The following is an 18103-nucleotide window of genomic DNA, read 5'->3' on the forward strand; positions in this document are numbered from 1 at the left end:
ATGCTCAACCGGGAAAACATTGAAAACCTGCTTACCAAGGGCGGCAACGTTATCGGCTCCGATGGCGAGAAGATCGGCTCCATCGGCCAGCTCTACGCGGACGACGACACCGGCGAGCCCACATGGGTTACCGTCAAGACCGGCCTTTTTGGCACGTCACAGTCCTTCGTTCCCGTCGAGGGTGCGCACAGCCAAGGCGACGACCTGGTGGTGCCCTACAGCAAGGAGCACGTCAAGGACGCCCCGCGGGTGGACGTGGACGGACACCTCACCCCTGAGGAAGAGGACCGCCTCTACACGTACTATGAGCGCGGTGCCCGGACCTACTCGGAGTCCCGGGACGATGTGGACCTGCAGGGCGATGCCGACCTGAATGCAGGCACTCCCACGGCTGGTATCGATTCGGACCGCCGCACTGACGGCGGCACCGTGGGACACGACACCTCCGGCCCCACCACGGATGACGCCATGACGCGCTCCGAGGAGAAGCTCCACGTTGGCACCGAGCGTGAAGCTACCAGCCGCGCCCGCCTGCGGAAGTACGTCACTACGGAAAACGTCACCAAGACTGTCCCCGTGCAGCGCGAGGAAGTTCGCCTGGAGCGCGAACCCATCACCGACGCCAACCGCGGGGCAGCCCTCAACGGGCCGGACATCAGCGAAGAGGAGCATGAGGTCACCCTCCACGAGGAGCGGCCCGTAGTCCAGAAGGAAGCCGTTCCGGTGGAGCGGGTCCGCCTTGACAAGGACGTTGTCCAGGACGACGTGACGGTCAATGAGGAAGTCCGCAAGGAGCACATCGACGCTGAGGGCGTGGCTCGGGACGGGCGCCGCTAGCCCCAGGCAGTGCAGAGGCTGAAGCGCCGCTGAACGGACCGGCGCAAAGGCACAAGCGCAGCGAACGACGCCGGGAGTCCTACTTGGGGGCTCCCGGCGTCGTTTCTGCATGCCGAACTGGTTAAAACGCTGGTGCAGCCTCCGCTCGGGGCGGCGACTGCACCAGCCAGTAGGACGAATATCTTCAGAACTTAGGTTCTTCTTTCATTCGCGGCTCCTGTTTCCCGGCTTACGGATTCCGGGTTATGTCCTGCTGGCCGAGTTCCTCGAGAACAGCCAGCCGGCAACAATCATCACTGCGCCCAGTGCCAGGTGGGTCCAGTTGTCCATCATGTTCAGTGACAGGAAGTTCGCCGCTGAATCCACTCCGACAATCAGGCCGTAGACGGCAAGGACGATGTACAGTGCGCCTGCTCCCAGGAGGAAGTTCCGTGCCCCATGTTCGGTGCGGGACATTGCCCAGCCGGTTGCGCCGATGGCCAACTGCACGATGTTGAGCAGCATGGACACCTGGAACAGTCCAAGGAACATGGCGTGTGACGCCGGTCCGAGGAACATCAGTTCGCTGTATTGGGTGGTGACGCCGGGGATGAACCCCAGGATACCCACCAGCATCAAAACAATTCCCACTCCCATGCCCGCGTTTTGGACGTCTGCCCGGCCAAAGTGAACACCGTGTGCATGTGGGGATGCGGTAGTCATTTTCTCCTCCAATCCACTCGTTGTGGACAGTTAAATCTTACGGCGGACGCCTGCGAAAAGCGCCGGTGCGGACGCCCCTGAAGTTTCCTCATGATCAGGCGGCTAAGCCTGTCGTTGCCGCCTTGGACGGGCTGGCCGTGACACCATGGGGCACGATGAAACTGCGTGCTGACCAGACCGGAGACCGTGGCCTTCCCATGCCCTTGTGGCTGCAGGGCGCCCTCGAAACGGCACAGGCAGCCATCATTTCCGCGCTGGTTGTGATCGCCCCGATCATCGCCGTCTGGGCAACCGCCGGTTTCCATGACAGTGCCTTCGACGTCCTGGCCCGGCTGGCCGGGCAGTCCTGGCTGCTGCTCCACGGGGTGCCGCTGGAGCTCACCGCCGCGGGTCCCAACGCCGCGGCCAACGGGAAATCCGGGGTCCTTTCGCTCATCCCCTTGGGCCTGACCCTGCTGCCTTTCCTCCTGGCCTGGCGGGCCGGGCGACGGCTGGCCCGCGCCTCCTATACGGACCAGCTCTGGCAGGCCCTGCTCGGTTCATGGGTTGTTTACGCCGCCTTCGGAACAGCCACCGGCTTTGTCTGCCGCACGCCCGACGTCCTCATCAACCCTTGGCACGCCATGCTCATACCCCTTATTCCCTACGCGTTCGGCATGGTGGTCGGCGCGCGTCGCGAGGCCGGGTCCTGGAGCCGGCTGATCGGCGTCGACGCAGTCGACTGGATCTCCCGCAGCAGCCAGCATTCGCGGTGGGCCGGCTCCTATCTCGGTTCCGCCGCGAAGGCAGGGTTCGTTGCAGCTGTTTCGGCGCTTGCCATGGCCGCGGCGCTGCTGGCCGTTGACCTGTTCATTCACTGGAACCTCGTGGTCGCTGTCTATGAAGCGCTCGACGCCGGCGCAGTCGGAGGTGCGGCCCTGACCATCGCGCAGCTTGGGTTCCTGCCCAACCTCGCGGTCTTTGCCCTGGCCTGGACGTCCGGGGCAGGCTTTGCCATGGGCGCCGGTTCCCACGTGGGCCCGCTGGGTACCGCCGTCGGGCCGCTGCCGTCCATCCCGGTGCTGGCTGCCCTTCCCTCCGGGCCTTTGGACTACGCCTTTGTAGCCCTGATCGTCCCGGTGCTGGCCGGGGTCCTGGCCGGCTGGTGGTTCCTCCGCGAAGGCGAAAACCACTTTGACGAATGGCTGGCCATCAAGATCCGCCTGCGCTGGTTCACGGCCAGCCTTTCTACCCTGGTGCTCGGGGTGCTGACCGGGCTGGCCGCCGGGCTGCTGGCTTTTGGGCTGGCCTGGCTGGCCCGCGGATCAGCCGGAATCGGACGCCTGACGGACATCGGCCCTGACCCGTTCTGGACGGGAGTCTGGCTGGCCGCGGAGGTGGGTGCCGGCGTCGTTATCGGTTACGCGGCCGGGCCGTGGCTGGAACGTGAGCACGCGTCAAAGGACCAGGAAGCGCAGCTGGTTTCCTAGGCTAGTGCCGCTGCTGGCGCGGCTAGGGGATCTGCCGGGGCAGTGAATCCTGCAGCTGGATGCGGCATGCGGACTGGGCCTTGTCCGTTAGCGCACGGCCAACACATGCCTGGTATTCGCGGACTTCATCGAAGAACACTGCCGTGACAAGGATGAGCAGCACCATGATTGCGGACACCACCAGGCCGGAGATGGTGCCCACCAGGACCAGTCTGGATTCCTTCAAGCGCGCCGCCCGCACCAGCAGGACGATTCCCAAAGTGATGCTGGCAGCCGTCAGGACGCCCGTCAGCCACAGGTAGGTTACGTCCAGCTGGTAGACGAAGAAGGCGCCCAGCACCGAGACGACGAACATCCGGAACAGGGTGTGGGTCTTGGCGAGCGAGGCTTTGGCCGCCTCGCTGAGCCGCGGTTTGGTCCGCTGCTGCCCAGCCGGTCCCGGTGTGGTGTTCATGTTTTCCAGCCTACGCGAGGCTGCCCATAAGCTAGAGCCATGCGCATCGTAGTCCTTGTTTCCGGTACCGGGTCCAACCTCCAGGCTGTCATCGACGCAGCCAAGGCAGGGGAACTGGACGTGGAAATCGCTGCCGTGGGAGCCGATCGCCCGGGCACGTACGGGGTGGAACGGTCCGCTGCCGCCGGCATCCCCACGTTTGTGGTGGACTTCAAGGCGTACCCGGACCGGGCGCACTGGGATGCCGCGCTGACGGAGGCCGTTGCAAGGTTTGAGCCGGACGTGGTGGTCTCCTCGGGGTTCATGCGGATCGTCAGCCCGGAGTTCATCGAGGCTTTCAACGGCCGGTACCTCAACACGCACCCCGCGCTGCTCCCTGCCTTCCCGGGGGCCCATGGCGTGCGGGACGCGCTGGCCTACGGCGTCAAGGTCACCGGCTGCACGGTGCACTGGGCCGACGCCGGCGTGGACACCGGCCCCATCATTGCCCAGGAAGCCGTGGCCATCGAGGAGTCGGACACGGAGGAGACCCTGCACGAGCGCATCAAGGTGGTGGAACGCCGGCTCCTGGTGTCCACTCTGGCCTCCCTGGCCGCGGCCCACCCCTAACCCCTCCTCCCCACCCAACTAGGTAGCGCTAAGTGTCGTTATGAGCGCTCATAACGACACTTAGCGCTACCTAGTTGGGCATGGGCGGGCTGGCCTGTGGATAACCACTGCGGCATCCCGCCCGCCTGCCACGATGGGCGGATGAAGGCACCGAGTCAATTACCCGACCAGTTGGCGTCCCTCCCTTTTACTTTCCAGGAAGCGGTCGACGCCGGAATCAGCCGGCGGCGGCTGCGTCACCCTGGTCTGCTCTGGCCAAGCCGGGGAGTCCGGGTACCGGACGGGGACGATGCATCACACCTCGCCCCCCGCATCCGTCCCTACACCTTGGTGACGGAGTTTGCCGCCGCTTCGCACGCCTCGGCCTTTCTCCTGTGGGAGTTTCCGGGTTTCCTCCCGGGCAGTGATCAGCCTCTGCTTCACATCTCGCGGCCTGACACCGTTGCCATCATGCGCCGGCCCGGAGTGAAGGGACACCGCGGGCAGTTCTTCGCGGACGAGATCGAAAATCTTGCCGGACTGCTGGTCATTTCGCGGGTGAGGACATGGTTGGACTGCGCCCGCAAGATGAGCATCGAGGAGCTGACCGTGGTTGCAGACCACTTGCTTCGCATTCCGCGGCCCGACTTCGAGGGCAGGTCAGAGCCCTATGCAACCCGGGAGGACCTCGAAGACATGCTTGACCGGCACAAGGGGACACCGGGTATCAGGAAGGCCCGGGTTGCCCTCGAGCGTGCACGGGTGGGGTCCGATTCCGCCCCGGAAACCAGGCTCCGGCTGGCCCTGGAGGACGCAAGCCTGCCCGAACCATTGCTGAACGTTCCCACGGAACTGGGAGCCGGCGTCGTCCGCCAACCTGACCTGAGTTATCCGGAACAGAAGGTGGCGGTGGAATACGACGGTGAGGTGCACTCAGAGGCAGCCCAGATCGTCCGGGACATTGCCCGTGAAGAGGACTTCGCCCGTGCAGGCTGGCTCCTTGTGAGGATTTCGAAGCGGCACATGGAGAGGGATGCCCGGCCGGCGGTGGCCAAAGTCCGTTCAGCACTCCTGAGCCGGGGCTGGTATCCCAAGAATGAAAACTAGGTAGCGCCAAGTGTCGTTACGAGGGTTCAAAAACGACACTTGGCGCTACCTAGTTGGGAGGCCGGAGGGGTTACTCGAGGCGGCGCTGCTTGGTCTCGGGGGAGAAGAACGCCATCCAGAGCACGGCCAGCAGCACCAGCCCGCCAGCCAAAGCGAAGCTTGTGGCCAGGCCCAGTTCGGGCCAGAAGTAGTTGGCGAAGATCAAGGGTCCGAACCCGGCCCCCAGCCGTGAAAATGTGGAGGCCCAGCCGAAGCCGGTGCCGCGCAGCTCCGTGGGGTAGAGCTCGGAAACGTAGGCGTAGAGCACCGGGATGGCCACCTGCACCACGAACCCGAACACCAGAAGCCAGAACACGGCCGCCGTGGGGATGTCCACCACGATCGCCACGATCACCAGGGTCAGCGCGGACAGCGGGCCGGTGATGGCCAGTATCCACTTGCGGCCGACCCGCTCCACCAGCAGGGCCGCCACAATCACGCCCAAAAGCCCCACCGCCGCCATGGACGCCGTAGTGACAAAAGCCTTGTACTCGGCAAAGCCGGCGCCGATGAGGATCCGCGGCATCCATGTCAGGGACAGGTAGTACACCAGCAGGATGCTGAAGAACAGTGACCAGGCCGCGGCCGTGATCTTCCAGTTGTACTGCCACACGAGCCGCAGCTGATGCCAGGCGCTGCCGGCCGACAACCGGGGCACCTCCTGGGCATCGGGCAGGCTGTAGGCACGGGCCTCTGCCCCGGTCGCGGCCACCAGGTCGTCTATGACTTTGGCTGCTTCCTCCCGCCTGCCCTTGCGGATCAGGAACAGCGGGGACTCCGGCACGCTGCGCCGGACCCAGAACACCAACAGGGCAGGCAGGACCATCACCAGCATGGTCAGCCGCCAGTCGCCGAAAACGGCTACCAGCGCGGCGGAGACGAAGCCCGCCAGGGCTGCGCCCACGGGCCACCAGCCGTCCATTGCCGTCAAGACGCGCCCGCGCTGCTTCCGGGGAGTGAACTCACCCACCAGGGCATAGTCCACGGGGATACAGCCGCCCAGGCCGAAACCGGCCATGAACCGGAATACGCAGAACCAGATGAAGTCGGGCGAGAAAGCGCCCAGGACGGTAAAGAGCGAAAAGATCAGCAGCGTGGCTGTGAAGGCTTTCTTGCGCCCGATGGTGTCCGCGATGGTGCCCCACACGAACGCGCCCAGGGCCATGCCGATCAGGTTCGACGTGCCCACCCACGCCACTTCACCCGGGGTGAGGGCCCAGTGGGTTGAGAGCAACGGGATGAGGATGCCGTTCAGCGTCACGTCCCAGGCATCGAACATGAAGCCGAGGCCGCCGATCAAAAAGATCCTGCCTTGGACTTTCCATCGCCAGGGCAGTTCCTGGACCACCTGTTCCCCGCTCGGCACAGTGGTGTAAGTGTTCATCGCAGCCTCCTGGGAAAACTCTAGCCGGGCGCACCGGCGTTCACACTCAGGCCGACTCGCGGGGCAATCTCCGCTTCGGGATAAACTGGGCCTATCCCCACCAACCGCGGCGTTGTTCCGCGAGATAAGACGGAGACATTTGTGAGCTTCACGCAGCATGAGCGCGTATCCATCGACCGTGTTCCCATCCGCCGGGCACTGATCTCGGTTTACGACAAGACCGGTCTGGAGGAGCTCGCCCAGGGCCTGCACGCAGCGGGGGTCAAGCTTGTATCCACCGGGTCCACCGCCAAGAAGATCGCCGCGGCGGGGATTCCCGTCCAGGAGGTCGAGGAGGTCACCGGTTCTCCGGAGATGCTGGACGGCCGGGTGAAAACGCTGCACCCGCGCGTCCACGGCGGCATCCTGGCTGACCGCCGCGTGGCAGCCCACATGGACACGCTCACCGAGATGGAGATCGAGCCCTTCGACCTGGTGGTGGTGAACCTCTACCCGTTCGTGGAGACCGTGAAGTCCGGCGCGGCCCAGGACGACGTCGTCGAACAGATCGACATCGGAGGCCCCGCCATGGTGCGCTCTGCTGCGAAGAACCATGCCGCCGTCGCTATTGTGGTGGACCCGTCCTTCTATGGCCAGGTGGTCACCGCAGCCGCTGAAGGCGGCTTTGATTTGAAGACACGACGGCGGCTGGCCGCCAAGGCGTTCGCCCACACCGCGTCCTACGACAACGCCGTGGCCACCTGGACCGCGAGCCAGTTCCTGGACGAGGACGGCGACGGCGTCATCGACTGGCCCGCCTACGCCGGTCTTTCGCTGGAGCGCTCCGAGGTGCTGCGCTACGGCGAAAACCCGCACCAGCAGGCTGCCCTGTACGTGGACAAGGCCGCGCCCGTGGGCATCGCCCAGGCCGACCAGCTGCACGGCAAGGCCATGAGCTACAACAACTTCGTTGACGCCGACGCCGCCCTCCGCGCCGCCTACGACTTCAGCGAACCGGCCGTGGCCATCATCAAGCACGCCAACCCGTGCGGCGTGGCCGTCGGTTCCGCAGATGCCCCCGACCCCATCGCCGATGCCCATGCCAAGGCCCACGCCTGTGATCCGGTTTCCGCGTTCGGCGGAGTGATCGCGGCCAACCGCCCGATCACCGCTGGAATGGCCAACACCGTCAAGGACATCTTCACCGAGGTGGTCATCGCCCCCGGCTTCGAACCGGAAGCCGTCGAGACCCTGTCCAGGAAGAAGAACATCCGCCTGCTTACCCTGCCGGAAGGCTACGGCCGCTACCCCACGGAGTTCCGCCAGGTCTCCGGCGGCATGCTGGTACAGGTGAGCGACAAGGTGGATGCCGACGGCGACAACCCCGCCAACTGGACCCTTGCCGCCGGGGAAGCTGCGGACGAGAAGACCCTCGCCGACCTCGCCTTCGCCTGGACTGCCTGCCGCGCCGCCAAGTCCAACGCCATCCTCCTTGCCTCGAACGGCGCCGCCGTCGGCATCGGCATGGGCCAGGTCAACCGCCTGGACTCCTGCCGCCTGGCCGTGGAGCGGGCCAACACGCTCGGCGTGGAGGTCGAGTCCGGCAGCGCCAGTGGGAGCGACGCACCCGGGGGTGCCACTAACGCCAGCGGCAGCGGTGCACCCCAGCGGGCCCGCGGCGCGGTGGCGGCTTCCGACGCATTCTTCCCGTTTGCCGACGGCCTGCAGATCCTGATCGACGCCGGCGTCCGCGCAGTGGTCCAGCCCGGCGGTTCCGTCCGGGACGAGGAAGTCATCGCGGCGGCCAACGCCGCAGGGATCACCATGTACTTCACCGGCGCCCGGCACTTCTTCCACTAAGCCCCACCCCACCCATTGCTCCGTAACTGCCGTTTTCGCATCCGATAGCGGCAGTTGCGGAGCAGTCGATGAGTTAACGACGACGGCGCCCGCCCCGCGAAGGGGACGGGCGCCGTCAGTATTTCCTGGCTGTGTCAGTCAGAAGGCCCGGACTCCGGTTTACCGGTGTCCGCGTCCCCCTGCTCGAGACGCGGACCCTCTCCCGGAAGCCGCAGCTCCCGGGGCTTGGCTTCCGCCATCCGTTCCGCTGTCCAGTACTCGAGGACCGCCTCGTGCGTCTGGTTCAGCTCGGCGTGGCTGACGGAATCGGGGCCGGGAATGTCCTTAGGATGCTGATGCACTGGCGTAGGTCGCCTGGATGACATCTCCCCAGTACGGGCCGTACATGACAGCGGAGCGGTTGTAGCCGTAGCTGTTAACGGAGTTCTGGACGCCGGCTGCATTGGTGCCGAACGGATCCGCGCCGATGAACCAGGGCCCGCCGGAGGAACCGCCGGTCATGTCGCAGCGGATTCCCTGGGTTCCAAACTGGGGGTTGATGGTATCTCGTGTTGCCGTGCCGGTGCAGCTCTTGAGGGTCTCGCCGTTGAAGGGGGCTGCCGCCGGGTAACCGAAGGACTTATAAGTGAGGCCGTATCCTTGGTTGAAGGCAACGCCGGACCCGCCCACTGCGGCAGTGAGCGTCTGGCCGTTCAGGGGCTGCATAACGGCGAAACCCGTGTCATAGGCCATGTCCCCGTCCCGGCTCCACGCGGTGGGGGAGTAGAGGGCCTTGGCAGTCCATCTGCCGTAGGGTGCCGCGCCGTTCTCATACGCAGGAACAAAGATGAAGTTGGTGGCGTCCGCGCCGGGCCCCTCATTCACGCAGTGACCGGCGGTGGCCACGGTGCTGCCGTTCGCGGAAGACACGGCGTTGCCCGAGCAGACGTAGTTTGAGCCGCCCATGGTGAAGAACACCTTGCCGATGTGGCTGACAGGGGCCTCGCTCTGGGCGATGGTGGCTTTGCCCTTGGTGGCCTTAACCGTGGTGTCCTTGCCCTTCTCCACAACGTCGGTGCTTGAGCGGTTGCCCCGTTCCAGGGCTTTGCCGGCCAGGACATCACCGGGGACCGCGCTGCGCATCCGGTCAGCCGTCCAGTAATCTGCCACGCCGGTGGTGTCAAGGATCGCTCTGGTTACGGAGGGATTCTTATTATCCTCGGTTGCAGTCGGTGCAGCGGCGGCCCCGCCGGCGGAGGTAAGTGCCAGAACGGCAGCAGCCGAGATGCTCAGGAGGCCGGAAGCCAGGGACCAGGTGCGTGTCATTGTTGTCCTGTCTGAACGTGGATAGCCCGGAAAGGGCCCAAAGTTACCCTGCGAATTTATCGCTACATGACAGGTTTGTAAATAGTAGTGACGTATCATGTATGGCCGCGGCGGCAGCGGCGGGAACGTACGGCATGAAAGGCGCGACGACGGCCGACCCGCCGGGTGCGTCCCGGCGTCGTGCGTTCTCCATCGCTGTAACCCTGCTCACCGTGAGGGTAACGCAGGGGCTCCGGTAGGGTTGAAATCCGTGCGCTCGGGTAAGTTGTACGTGGTGAAATAGACCGAATTTTTCACAACCAAGCCGACCCACAGGGAGACGCCCGCGCATGTCCAAGATTATCTACACCCACACCGACGAAGCGCCGATGCTGGCTACCTATTCGTTCCTGCCCATCATCGAGGCGTTCGCCTCGACAGCAGGTGTGGAGGTGGAGACCCGCGACATTTCGCTCGCCGGCCGCATCATCGCCGTCTTCGGTGACTACCTGACCCCCGAGCAGCAGATCGGTGACGCCCTTGCTGAACTCGGTGAGCTGGCGAAGACGCCGGAAGCCAACATCATCAAGCTGCCCAACATCAGCGCCTCCATCCCGCAGCTGAAGGCAGCCATTGCCGAGCTGCAGGGCCAGGGCTACGCCCTCCCGGACTACCCGGACAACCCGTCCTCGGACGAGGAAACGGCCATCCGCTCGCGCTACGACAAGATCAAGGGCTCTGCCGTGAACCCGATCCTGCGCGAAGGCAATTCGGACCGCCGGGCACCGCTGTCCGTCAAGAATTACGCCCGCCAGAACCCGCACTCCATGGGCGCCTGGACCCCGGATTCCAAGACCAACGTGGCCACCATGGGCCAGGATGACTTCCGCTCCAACGAGAAGTCGGTTGTCATCGAGTCCGAGGGCACCATCGCCATCCAGCTGGTGCGCGAAGACGGCTCCGTGAAGGTCCTGAAGAAGGCATTCCCGGTCCTGGCCGGCGAGGTCATCGACGGGACCGTGATGCGCGCCGCCGCCCTGGACGAGTTCCTGAAGGCACAGGTTGCGCGCGCCAAGGAAGAGGGCGTGCTGTTCTCCGCGCACCTCAAGGCCACCATGATGAAGGTCTCGGACCCCATCATCTTCGGCCACGTGGTCAAGGCCTACTTCTCCGAGCTCTTTGAGACCTACGGCAAGCAGCTCGCCGCCGCCGGCATCAGCCCGAACAACGGCCTCGCCGCCATCCTGAGCAGCCTCGAGGACCTTCCCGAGGACGTCCGCGACAGCGTGCAGGCCCTCATCAAGAAGGGCCTCGAAGAAGGCCCCGCCTTGGCCATGGTGGACTCGGACAAGGGCATCACCACCCTGAACGTCCCCAGCGACGTCATCGTGGACGCCTCCATGCCCGCCATGATCCGCAGCTCCGGCCACATGTGGGGGCCGGACGGCAAGGAAGCCGACACCCTGGCCGTGCTCCCGGACAGCTCCTACGCCGGCATTTACCAGGTGGTCATCGACGACTGCCGCGCCAACGGCGCCTACGACCCCACCACCATGGGAACCGTCCCCAACGTGGGCCTTATGGCACAGGCCGCCGAGGAATACGGCAGCCACGACAAGACTTTCGAAATCCAGGAAGCCGGAACCGTCCAGATCGTTGACGGTTCCGGGAACGTCCTGATTGAGCACCAGGTTTCCGAAGGCGACATCTGGCGCGCCTGCCAGACCAAGGACCTGCCCATCCGTGACTGGGTCAAGCTGGCCGTCACCCGTGCCCGCGCTTCCCAGACCCCGGCCGTGTTCTGGCTGGACGAGGAACGCGCCCACGACGCCAACCTCATCGCCAAGGTCAACGAGTACCTCAAGGAGCACGACACCGAGGGCCTGGACATCCAGATTATGTCCCCGGTCAAGGCCATCGCCTTCACCCTGGAGCGCATCCGCAAGGGCGAGGACACCATCTCGGTGTCCGGCAACGTCCTGCGCGACTACCTCACGGACCTGTTCCCCATCCTGGAACTGGGCACCAGCGCCAAGATGCTGTCCGTGGTTCCGCTGATGAACGGCGGCGGGCTCTTCGAGACCGGTGCCGGCGGCTCCGCCCCGAAGCACGTCCAGCAGCTGCTCAAGGAAAACCACCTGCGCTGGGACAGCCTCGGTGAGTTCCTGGCACTGGCCGTCAGCTTCGAACACCTTGCCACCACCACGGACAACAAGCGCGCCCAGGTCCTGGCCGACACCCTGGACCGCGCCACAGGCACGTTCCTGCTGGAGAACAAGTCCCCGAGCCGCCGGGCGGGCGAGCTGGACAACCGCGGCAGCCACTACTTCCTGGCCCGCTACTGGGCCGAGGAACTGGCCAAGCAGGCGGACGACGCCGACCTGGCCGCCGCATTCAGCTCCGTCGCCGGAGAGCTTTCCTCCCAGGAACAGACAATCGTGGGCGAGCTGGCCGAGGTCCAGGGCTCGCCGGTGGACATCGGCGGCTACTACCACCCGGACGAGGCCAAGGCTTCGGCCGTGATGCGTCCGTCTGCCACGCTGAACAAGGTCATCGCGACCCTCAGCTAGGTGGCGCGCGCTGCTGCGGCAGCCGGGCATTAAAAGAGGCGGTGTGCCGGTAACCCGGCGCACCGCCTCTTTTGTCGCGTCTTCAGGAACGGGCAGCGGGCGCTTCGGCTGCCAGCGGGCCGCCGTCGTGCTGTTGTGGAGTGCCTTCCTCGTGTTCCCGGGCGCCCTGAAGCGTGACGCCAATGCCGGCCGCCACCACCAGGGCTATGCCCAGGACGGCGCTGAGACCCGGGGCCTGCCCGAGGACCACGAATCCAATCACGACGGCGATGGCCGGTTCCAGGCTCATCAGCGTCCCGAAAGCCGAGGCTTTCAGGCGGCGCAGGGCCAGCAGCTCCAGGCTGAAGGGGATCACCGGCATCAGGAGGGCAAGCCCGGCACCAACGAGCAGCAGCTGCCAGTCCAGGTGCGCGACGACCGCCGGGCCCACGAAGACGGTGGTTGCCACTGCCGCGACGGGCATGGAGACCGCCAATGCCTGGAGGCCGCTCACCGCGTTACCGGCGCGCTGGGTCAGCAGAATGTAGGCGGCCCAACAGGCTGCCGCGCCAAGCGCCAGGAGAATCCCGGCAGGATCGGTGCCGCCATGCCACGGCTCAGTCAACGCTGCCACCCCGGCGGCTGCCGCCAGCGCCCACCATCGCCCCGATCGCCGTCCCCGGATGACCGCGACAGACAGCGGCCCCAGAAACTCCAAGGCGCTTGCCGTGCCCAAGGGGATCCGCATGGCCGCGGCCATAAACATCAAGGTCATGCCCGCCGTGGTCAGGCCGAGCAGGGCGCAGGTGACCAGGCCGGACCGGGTGAACCGGTGCCGCCACGGACGTGTGAAGGCGACCAGGATGACGGCGGCCCAGGCCAGACGCAGCCACGAAACGCCTTCGGGACCCAGCCGGTCCGCGAGCCCCACGGAGGCGGCAAGGCCGAGTTGTACGCAGCACATTGCGCCGCCGGCCATTGCAGTTCCGGAGCGCACACCGTTGAAGTGTTGAGGTGAAAAGGGCATGGGGCCAGTAGACCGCACGCAAAACGTCTGCGTCCACGTGATAATTCTTCACATATCGTCCGCAAATTATGGACAATGGCTGTATGGAGACGCGTCGGCTGGAAGTCCTGCTCGAACTGGCCCGGCAGGGCTCCATGCGGAACGTGGCAGACTCGCTGGGCACGACGACGTCGACCGTCTCCCAGCAGATTGCAGCGCTCGCGCGGGAAGCCGGCACCGCGCTGCTGGAACCTGCAGGCCGGCGCGTGCGCCTCACCCCCGCAGGCCGGCGCCTCGCCGATCACGCGGTGACCATCCTGGCGGCGGTGGATGCGGCGACCGCCGAGCTCGACCCGGGTGCCGAGCCCGCGGGAACAGTCCGGGTTGCCGGCTTCGTCACTGCTGTCCGTAAGATCCTGATGCCCATCGTCGGGGAGCTCGCCGTTACGCACCCCGGCGTCAAACTGGAAGTCCGGGAGCATGAGCCTGCAGAAGCCCTTGCCCTGCTTGCCGCTGATTCCGTGGATCTGGCGTTGACGTACGATTACAACCTTGCCCCGGACAGCGCCGGCGCCGCCTTCGATTCCGTCCACTTGTGGAGCACACCCTGGAGCCTGGGCGTCCCAGAGGCCGCCGCGCCGGTTGCCGGGAGCGCTTTCGAAGTCCTCTCGGCCTTCCGGGACCTGGACTGGATCGGCAACTCACGGAACAAGGCGGACGAGGATGTCCTCCGGCTGCTCGCGTCGATGGGGGACTTTGAGCCGCGGGTGAGGCATCAGGCCGACAGCCTTGAGCTGGTTGAAGACCTCATCCTGGCCGGGATGGGCGTGGGCCTGCTGCCTGCCGACCGGGAACCGCGGGCCGGCGTGGCCCTTGTTCCGTTGAGTGGTCCGGATGTCCGGGTGCGCGCCTACGCCCGTACCCGGCGGGGCAACAGCACCTGGCCCGCCCTCGCCGCCGTCCTGAACCAGATCACCGGGAAAGCCGCGGCGCTGCCGGGCGCCGCGGCCGTCCACGGAAAAGCCTGAACCGGTCCTCGTGGCAGCGCCAAGGATATCCTCGGCGTCAGCCGCTTCCCTTTCCCTTGCCCTCGTTGTCCTTCTTGCCGGTGCTGGCTTCGGGCGCAGGAGCCGGTGCCGGAGTTTCGACGGCGGGCGATGGGGTCTCGGCGGCCTGTGTTTCCGTGGCGATCCGCTCCTCTTCGGCCGCCTTGTCCGCTGCAGCCTTCCCGGCGGCCGCGATGGCGTCATTAAGGTCTGCCCGGACGGCCGTGGCGATTGTGGTGATGTTCCGGCGCCGTTCTTCTGAAATCCGGCCTCCGGCCTGCGCCGCTTCCAGCTCAGCCTCGAGCCCTTCGAGTGCCTTCAGCGCGGCGGCAGGATTGTTCTGCGACGAAGCCTGGGTCACTTCCAGCACGCGGGCCTGCAGCTGCCGTGCGGCGGCACGCTGCAGCCCCGTATCAGCTGCGGCGCAGCCGCTCAGAAGTCCGGCCGCCAGCAGGACCGCGGAAAATCCCAGCACGGACCGGCGTCCGCGTGCGAAAGGAAAGATCACGGCTCCACGCTCTTCTGGAGTTCCTCCAGATGCTCGCCGAGGATCCCGGTCACCGTGGGATAAGGTACGACGTCGGGTGTGGACTGAGTGGACAAAGTCAACATCACTGCCGCTACAGCGGCCACAATCACCACAAGGCCAAGGATGGCGGCCAGCCAGAACCGCTTGGTCCTGGGCTTAATGCCTTTCGCGCGGTCCCGGTTCAGGGCGTCCATTGGGCGGGCCGGCCCGTGGTCCCCGGCACCGGACGCACCGAGCTCTGCGGCCTCCCGAATCTCCTCCATCGATTCCTCGGCGGTAATGGAGGGAGGGCGGAACGGCATGGCGGGCAGTACCCGCGTGGTTTCGGGCGCAATCTCCCCGGGCGTCGACGCGGGCGAAACCAGCGCCTGCCGCAGGGCAGTTTCGATGTCCGCCGCAGCCGGCCGTTCAAGCGGTTCTATGGCGGTCATCGAGCGGATGAGGTCAGCCCATTCTGATGGCAGGTCCTCGGGGATTTCCGGTGCGCGGTGAAGCCGTGCCACAGCAGACTCCACCGCACCGCCCGGATACTCCACGGTGCCCTTGATGCATTCGAGCAGCACCAGTCCCAGCGAGTAGATGTCCGTCGACGGTGCCAGGGGCTGGCCCAGCGCCTGCTCGGGACTGAGGTAGGCGGCGGTGCCCACCATGGTTCCCGTGGCGGTCAGCCGGGTTGAATCAACGATCCGTGCGATGCCGAAGTCGGTCAGTTTTGGCCGCAGGGGTTCACCGGGACGGATCTGGACCAGCAGTATGTTGCCCGGCTTGATGTCCCGGTGGATGATGCCGAGCCCATGGACGTAGGCCAGTGCATCGGCGATGCCCGCGCCGATGACGGCCAGCTCCTCAAGGGGAACCGTACTGTGCCGGATCCGGCCCCTGAGGTCCTGGCCCTCCACAAGCTCCATGGTCAGGAACGGGCGCGGTTCGTCCGGTATCCGCGTATCGATCCCGGCGTCGAAAAGTGTCACCAGTCCCGGGTGGTTCAGCGTGGCAAGCAGCTGGATTTCTGCTTCCTGCCGTTTCAGTTCGTCGGCGTCGGGGGCCTGCGGTGCAAAGAGTTTAAGTGCTACGTCCCGGCCCAGATTTTCATCCCGGGCACAGTAAACCGAGGACATGCCGCCGCGGCCAATAACCGCACCCAACCGGTAACGTCCGCCAACCACTTCATTCTTGATGGAGCTAGGCGATTCCGCCACCATGACCCGTTCCTCCCGGTGCGCTGCGGCACTCTAGTACGTCAAATTATACGGGCGGGTTGGTTGAACCGGGGATAAGGCCCGGCATCCGGCGGGCGCACCGATGGCCCGGCGGCGAAAGACGAGCCTTTCGCTGCCGGACCCTCGGTCACAAGGACATGTGTGCTGATGACATGTCGTGTAAGGTCTTGGGTTTTGTCCTATTGCACCTCCTTTCCCTCAGCCTGCCGGTGCTGCCGCTTCAGGCGCATGGCCAGGCGCTGTCAGAGCGTTCGGCGTCAGGACAATTTCCGCTTACGGGACAGGAGGAGTCCTGCCACCAGGAGCAACAGGGCGAGGGGAAGCAGTGAGGCGTCCACGCCCGTCTTGGCCAAGGCGGTGGCGCCGCCCTGGGCCGGGGTGCTGCGCGGGTTGATGCTGCCCGCGGCGGCGTCAACGGCAATGGCGCCGCCAACTGCTGTGGAGCCGGCAGCAGGTGCTGCAGAGAAACCGCCGGTGCCCGAAGTGCTGGCATCCGTTCCGTTGCCTGTGCCCGTGTCCGTGCCCGTTCCCGTGCCGGGGGTGCTGGTCCCGGGATCTACGGTTCCGGTTCCTCCGGTATTCCCGCCGTTATTTCCGCCGGTGCCGGGGCCAGCCGTGCCCGGGTTCTCAGTTCCCGGGGTGCTGCTGCCACCCAGTCCAAGATCAACGCCGAGCCCAACTACGGCATCCAGTCCGCCGGTGGTTCCGGTGTTGCCGTTGCCGAGGTCGACGACGGCATTCACCACGGTGTCGAGGCCACCGCTGGTGCCCTCAGTGCTGTTGCCGCCGAGGCCCAGGTCTACGGCTGCGTCAATGGCGGCGGCGAGCCCGCCGGTGGTGCCGGTGGTGCCGGTGCCGAGGCCGAGGACGGCATCCGCAGCGACGGTCAGGTCGGTTGCGGCCGCATCGGTGCCGGTGTTGCCGGTGCCAAGGTTGACGGCGGCTGCTGCGGCGAGGTCCGCCGCGGCGTTGCCGGTTTCGGTGACTGTTCCGAGGCCGAGGGATGCGTCGGCGGCGAGGGCCGCGTCTGCGGTGGTTGAGCCGGCTGTTGCGGTGTTTCCGAGTCCCAGGCTTGCGTCTGCGGCGACAACCGCGTCGGCAGAGCCGGTGCCGTTGGTGCCGGTGCCGAGGCCGAGGACGGCATCCGCAGCGACGGTCAGGTCGGTTGCGGCCGCATCGGTGCCGGTGTTTCCGGTGCCAAGGTTGACGGCGGCTGCTGCGGCGAGGTCCGCCGCGGCGTTGCCGGTTTCGGTGACTGTTCCGAGGCCGAGGGATGCGTCGGCGGCGAGGGCCGCGTCTGCGGTGGTTGAGCCGGCTGTTGCGGTGTTTCCGAGTCCCAGGCTTGCGTCTGCGGCGACAACCGCGTCGGCAGAGCCGGTGCCGGTGCCGTTGGTGCCGGTGCCGAGGCCGAGGACGGCATCCGCAGCGACGGTCAGGTCGGTTGCGGCCGCATCGGTGCCGGTGTTTCCGGTGCCAAGGTTGACGGCGGCTGCTGCGGCGAGGTCCGCCGCGGCGTTGCCGGTTTCGGTGACTGTTCCGAGGCCGAGGGATGCGTCGGCGGCGAGGGCCGCGTCTGCGGTGGTTGAGCCGGCTGTTGCGGTGTTTCCGAGTCCCAGGCTTGCGTCTGCGGCGACAACCGCGTCGGCAGAGCCGGTGCCGGTGCCGTTGGTGCCGGTGCCGAGGTCGACGGCGGCTGCTGCCGTGAGATCGGTGGCGGTGCCGTTGTCGGTTCCGGTGACCGTTCCAAGGTTGACGGCCGTGTCCACCACGGCGGCGACGGCTGTTGTGTCGGACGGCGTTGGGCCACCCAGCAGGTCCAACGACGTCGAATCAGCGGCCGCCGCCGAGATGAGGGCGGACGCGGAGAGATCCGATCCGCTGGTGGTGTCCGCGGCGTTCGCCGCGGTGCAGCCGAGGGCTAAAAGCCCACCGGCAAAGAGGGTGCCAAGCAGCCCCCTGCGAAGGTTCGCACTCATAATGATGTCTCCTGAAAGAAGTTGAGGTGTCGGGGTGCTCGGACAGCAACCCGCTTTATCCGCGTTCTGCCTCA

General features: G+C 66.1%; 16 protein-coding genes. 7 read left to right on the forward strand and 9 right to left on the reverse strand.

The window, feature by feature from the left end:
* The gene (locus C3B78_RS05320; RefSeq protein ID WP_104997139.1) at window positions 1-837 is read left to right on the forward strand and encodes a DUF2382 domain-containing protein; all 837 of its coding nucleotides are present in this window, start codon (window positions 1-3) and stop codon (window positions 835-837) included.
* 243 nt (window positions 838-1080) lie between these two features.
* Here C3B78_RS05320 and C3B78_RS05325 read toward each other — a convergent pair whose 3' ends face one another.
* Window positions 1081-1539 carry a DUF4383 domain-containing protein gene (locus C3B78_RS05325; RefSeq protein ID WP_104997140.1) on the reverse strand — a complete coding sequence of 153 codons (459 nt, stop codon included), beginning with the start codon at window positions 1537-1539 and terminating at the stop codon, window positions 1081-1083.
* Between the two features lie 155 nt (window positions 1540-1694).
* Between C3B78_RS05325 and C3B78_RS05330 the strand changes: the two genes are divergently transcribed.
* Window positions 1695-3008, forward strand: a complete 1314-nt coding sequence (locus tag C3B78_RS05330) for a cell division protein PerM (protein ID WP_104997141.1) — start codon at window positions 1695-1697, stop codon at window positions 3006-3008.
* Window positions 3009-3030: 22 nt separating this feature from the next.
* On the opposite strand, the gene C3B78_RS05335 is transcribed toward C3B78_RS05330, so the two are convergent.
* Window positions 3031-3462, reverse strand: coding sequence for a hypothetical protein (locus tag C3B78_RS05335; protein ID WP_104997142.1), 432 nt, complete (start codon window positions 3460-3462; stop codon window positions 3031-3033).
* A gap of 39 nt (window positions 3463-3501) precedes the next feature.
* Between C3B78_RS05335 and purN the strand changes: the two genes are divergently transcribed.
* Window positions 3502-4071, forward strand: a complete 570-nt coding sequence (gene purN, locus C3B78_RS05340; RefSeq protein ID WP_104997143.1) for a phosphoribosylglycinamide formyltransferase — start codon at window positions 3502-3504, stop codon at window positions 4069-4071.
* Window positions 4072-4521: 450 nt separating this feature from the next.
* Window positions 4522-5157 (forward strand): endonuclease domain-containing protein, encoded by a 636-nt coding sequence (locus C3B78_RS05345; protein WP_234005530.1) that lies wholly within the window; start codon window positions 4522-4524, stop codon window positions 5155-5157.
* Window positions 5158-5227: 70 nt separating this feature from the next.
* Here C3B78_RS05345 and C3B78_RS05350 read toward each other — a convergent pair whose 3' ends face one another.
* On the reverse strand, window positions 5228-6580 hold the full coding sequence (locus tag C3B78_RS05350; RefSeq protein ID WP_104997145.1) for an MFS transporter: 1353 nt from the start codon (window positions 6578-6580) through the stop codon (window positions 5228-5230).
* A gap of 141 nt (window positions 6581-6721) precedes the next feature.
* Here C3B78_RS05350 and purH point away from each other — a divergent pair, with 141 nt between their 5' ends.
* Window positions 6722-8419 carry a bifunctional phosphoribosylaminoimidazolecarboxamide formyltransferase/IMP cyclohydrolase gene (purH, locus tag C3B78_RS05355; protein WP_104997146.1) on the forward strand — a complete coding sequence of 566 codons (1698 nt, stop codon included), beginning with the start codon at window positions 6722-6724 and terminating at the stop codon, window positions 8417-8419.
* Window positions 8420-8553: 134 nt separating this feature from the next.
* Here the strand turns inward: purH and C3B78_RS05360 are convergent, their stop codons facing one another.
* Entirely contained in the window at window positions 8554-8760 is a 207-nt protein-coding gene (locus tag C3B78_RS05360) for a hypothetical protein (RefSeq protein WP_234005531.1), read from the reverse strand.
* The gene (locus tag C3B78_RS05365) at window positions 8744-9724 is read right to left on the reverse strand and encodes a trypsin-like serine peptidase (RefSeq protein WP_104997148.1); all 981 of its coding nucleotides are present in this window, start codon (window positions 9722-9724) and stop codon (window positions 8744-8746) included. Before C3B78_RS05365 ends, C3B78_RS05360 begins: the two co-directional genes overlap by 17 nt.
* Before the next feature lie 329 nt (window positions 9725-10053).
* Between C3B78_RS05365 and C3B78_RS05370 the strand changes: the two genes are divergently transcribed.
* Window positions 10054-12273: an NADP-dependent isocitrate dehydrogenase gene (locus C3B78_RS05370; RefSeq protein WP_104997149.1), complete on the forward strand. Its 2220-nt coding sequence runs from the start codon at window positions 10054-10056 to the stop codon at window positions 12271-12273.
* A gap of 82 nt (window positions 12274-12355) precedes the next feature.
* Here the strand turns inward: C3B78_RS05370 and C3B78_RS05375 are convergent, their stop codons facing one another.
* A complete protein-coding gene (locus C3B78_RS05375) occupies window positions 12356-13279 on the reverse strand; it encodes an EamA family transporter (protein ID WP_234005532.1) in 924 nt (307 codons plus the stop codon).
* Between the two features lie 83 nt (window positions 13280-13362).
* Between C3B78_RS05375 and C3B78_RS05380 the strand changes: the two genes are divergently transcribed.
* On the forward strand, window positions 13363-14286 hold the full coding sequence (locus tag C3B78_RS05380; RefSeq protein WP_104997151.1) for a LysR family transcriptional regulator: 924 nt from the start codon (window positions 13363-13365) through the stop codon (window positions 14284-14286).
* 37 nt (window positions 14287-14323) lie between these two features.
* Here the strand turns inward: C3B78_RS05380 and C3B78_RS05385 are convergent, their stop codons facing one another.
* From C3B78_RS05385 to C3B78_RS05395, 3 genes are all read right to left on the reverse strand, one after another.
* Window positions 14324-14812, reverse strand: coding sequence for an FIMAH domain-containing protein (locus C3B78_RS05385; protein WP_104997152.1), 489 nt, complete (start codon window positions 14810-14812; stop codon window positions 14324-14326).
* Window positions 14809-16035, reverse strand: a complete 1227-nt coding sequence (locus C3B78_RS05390; protein WP_104997153.1) for a serine/threonine-protein kinase — start codon at window positions 16033-16035, stop codon at window positions 14809-14811. Before C3B78_RS05390 ends, C3B78_RS05385 begins: the two co-directional genes overlap by 4 nt.
* Before the next feature lie 275 nt (window positions 16036-16310).
* Complete coding sequence (locus tag C3B78_RS05395) at window positions 16311-18029, reverse strand: hypothetical protein (RefSeq protein ID WP_104997154.1); 1719 nt, start codon at window positions 18027-18029, stop codon at window positions 16311-16313.
* Between the last annotated feature and the right edge of the window lie 74 nt (window positions 18030-18103).

Origin of the sequence: Arthrobacter sp. PGP41, from assembly GCF_002953935.1 — a bacterium.
Lineage (GTDB): Bacteria > Actinomycetota > Actinomycetes > Actinomycetales > Micrococcaceae > Arthrobacter.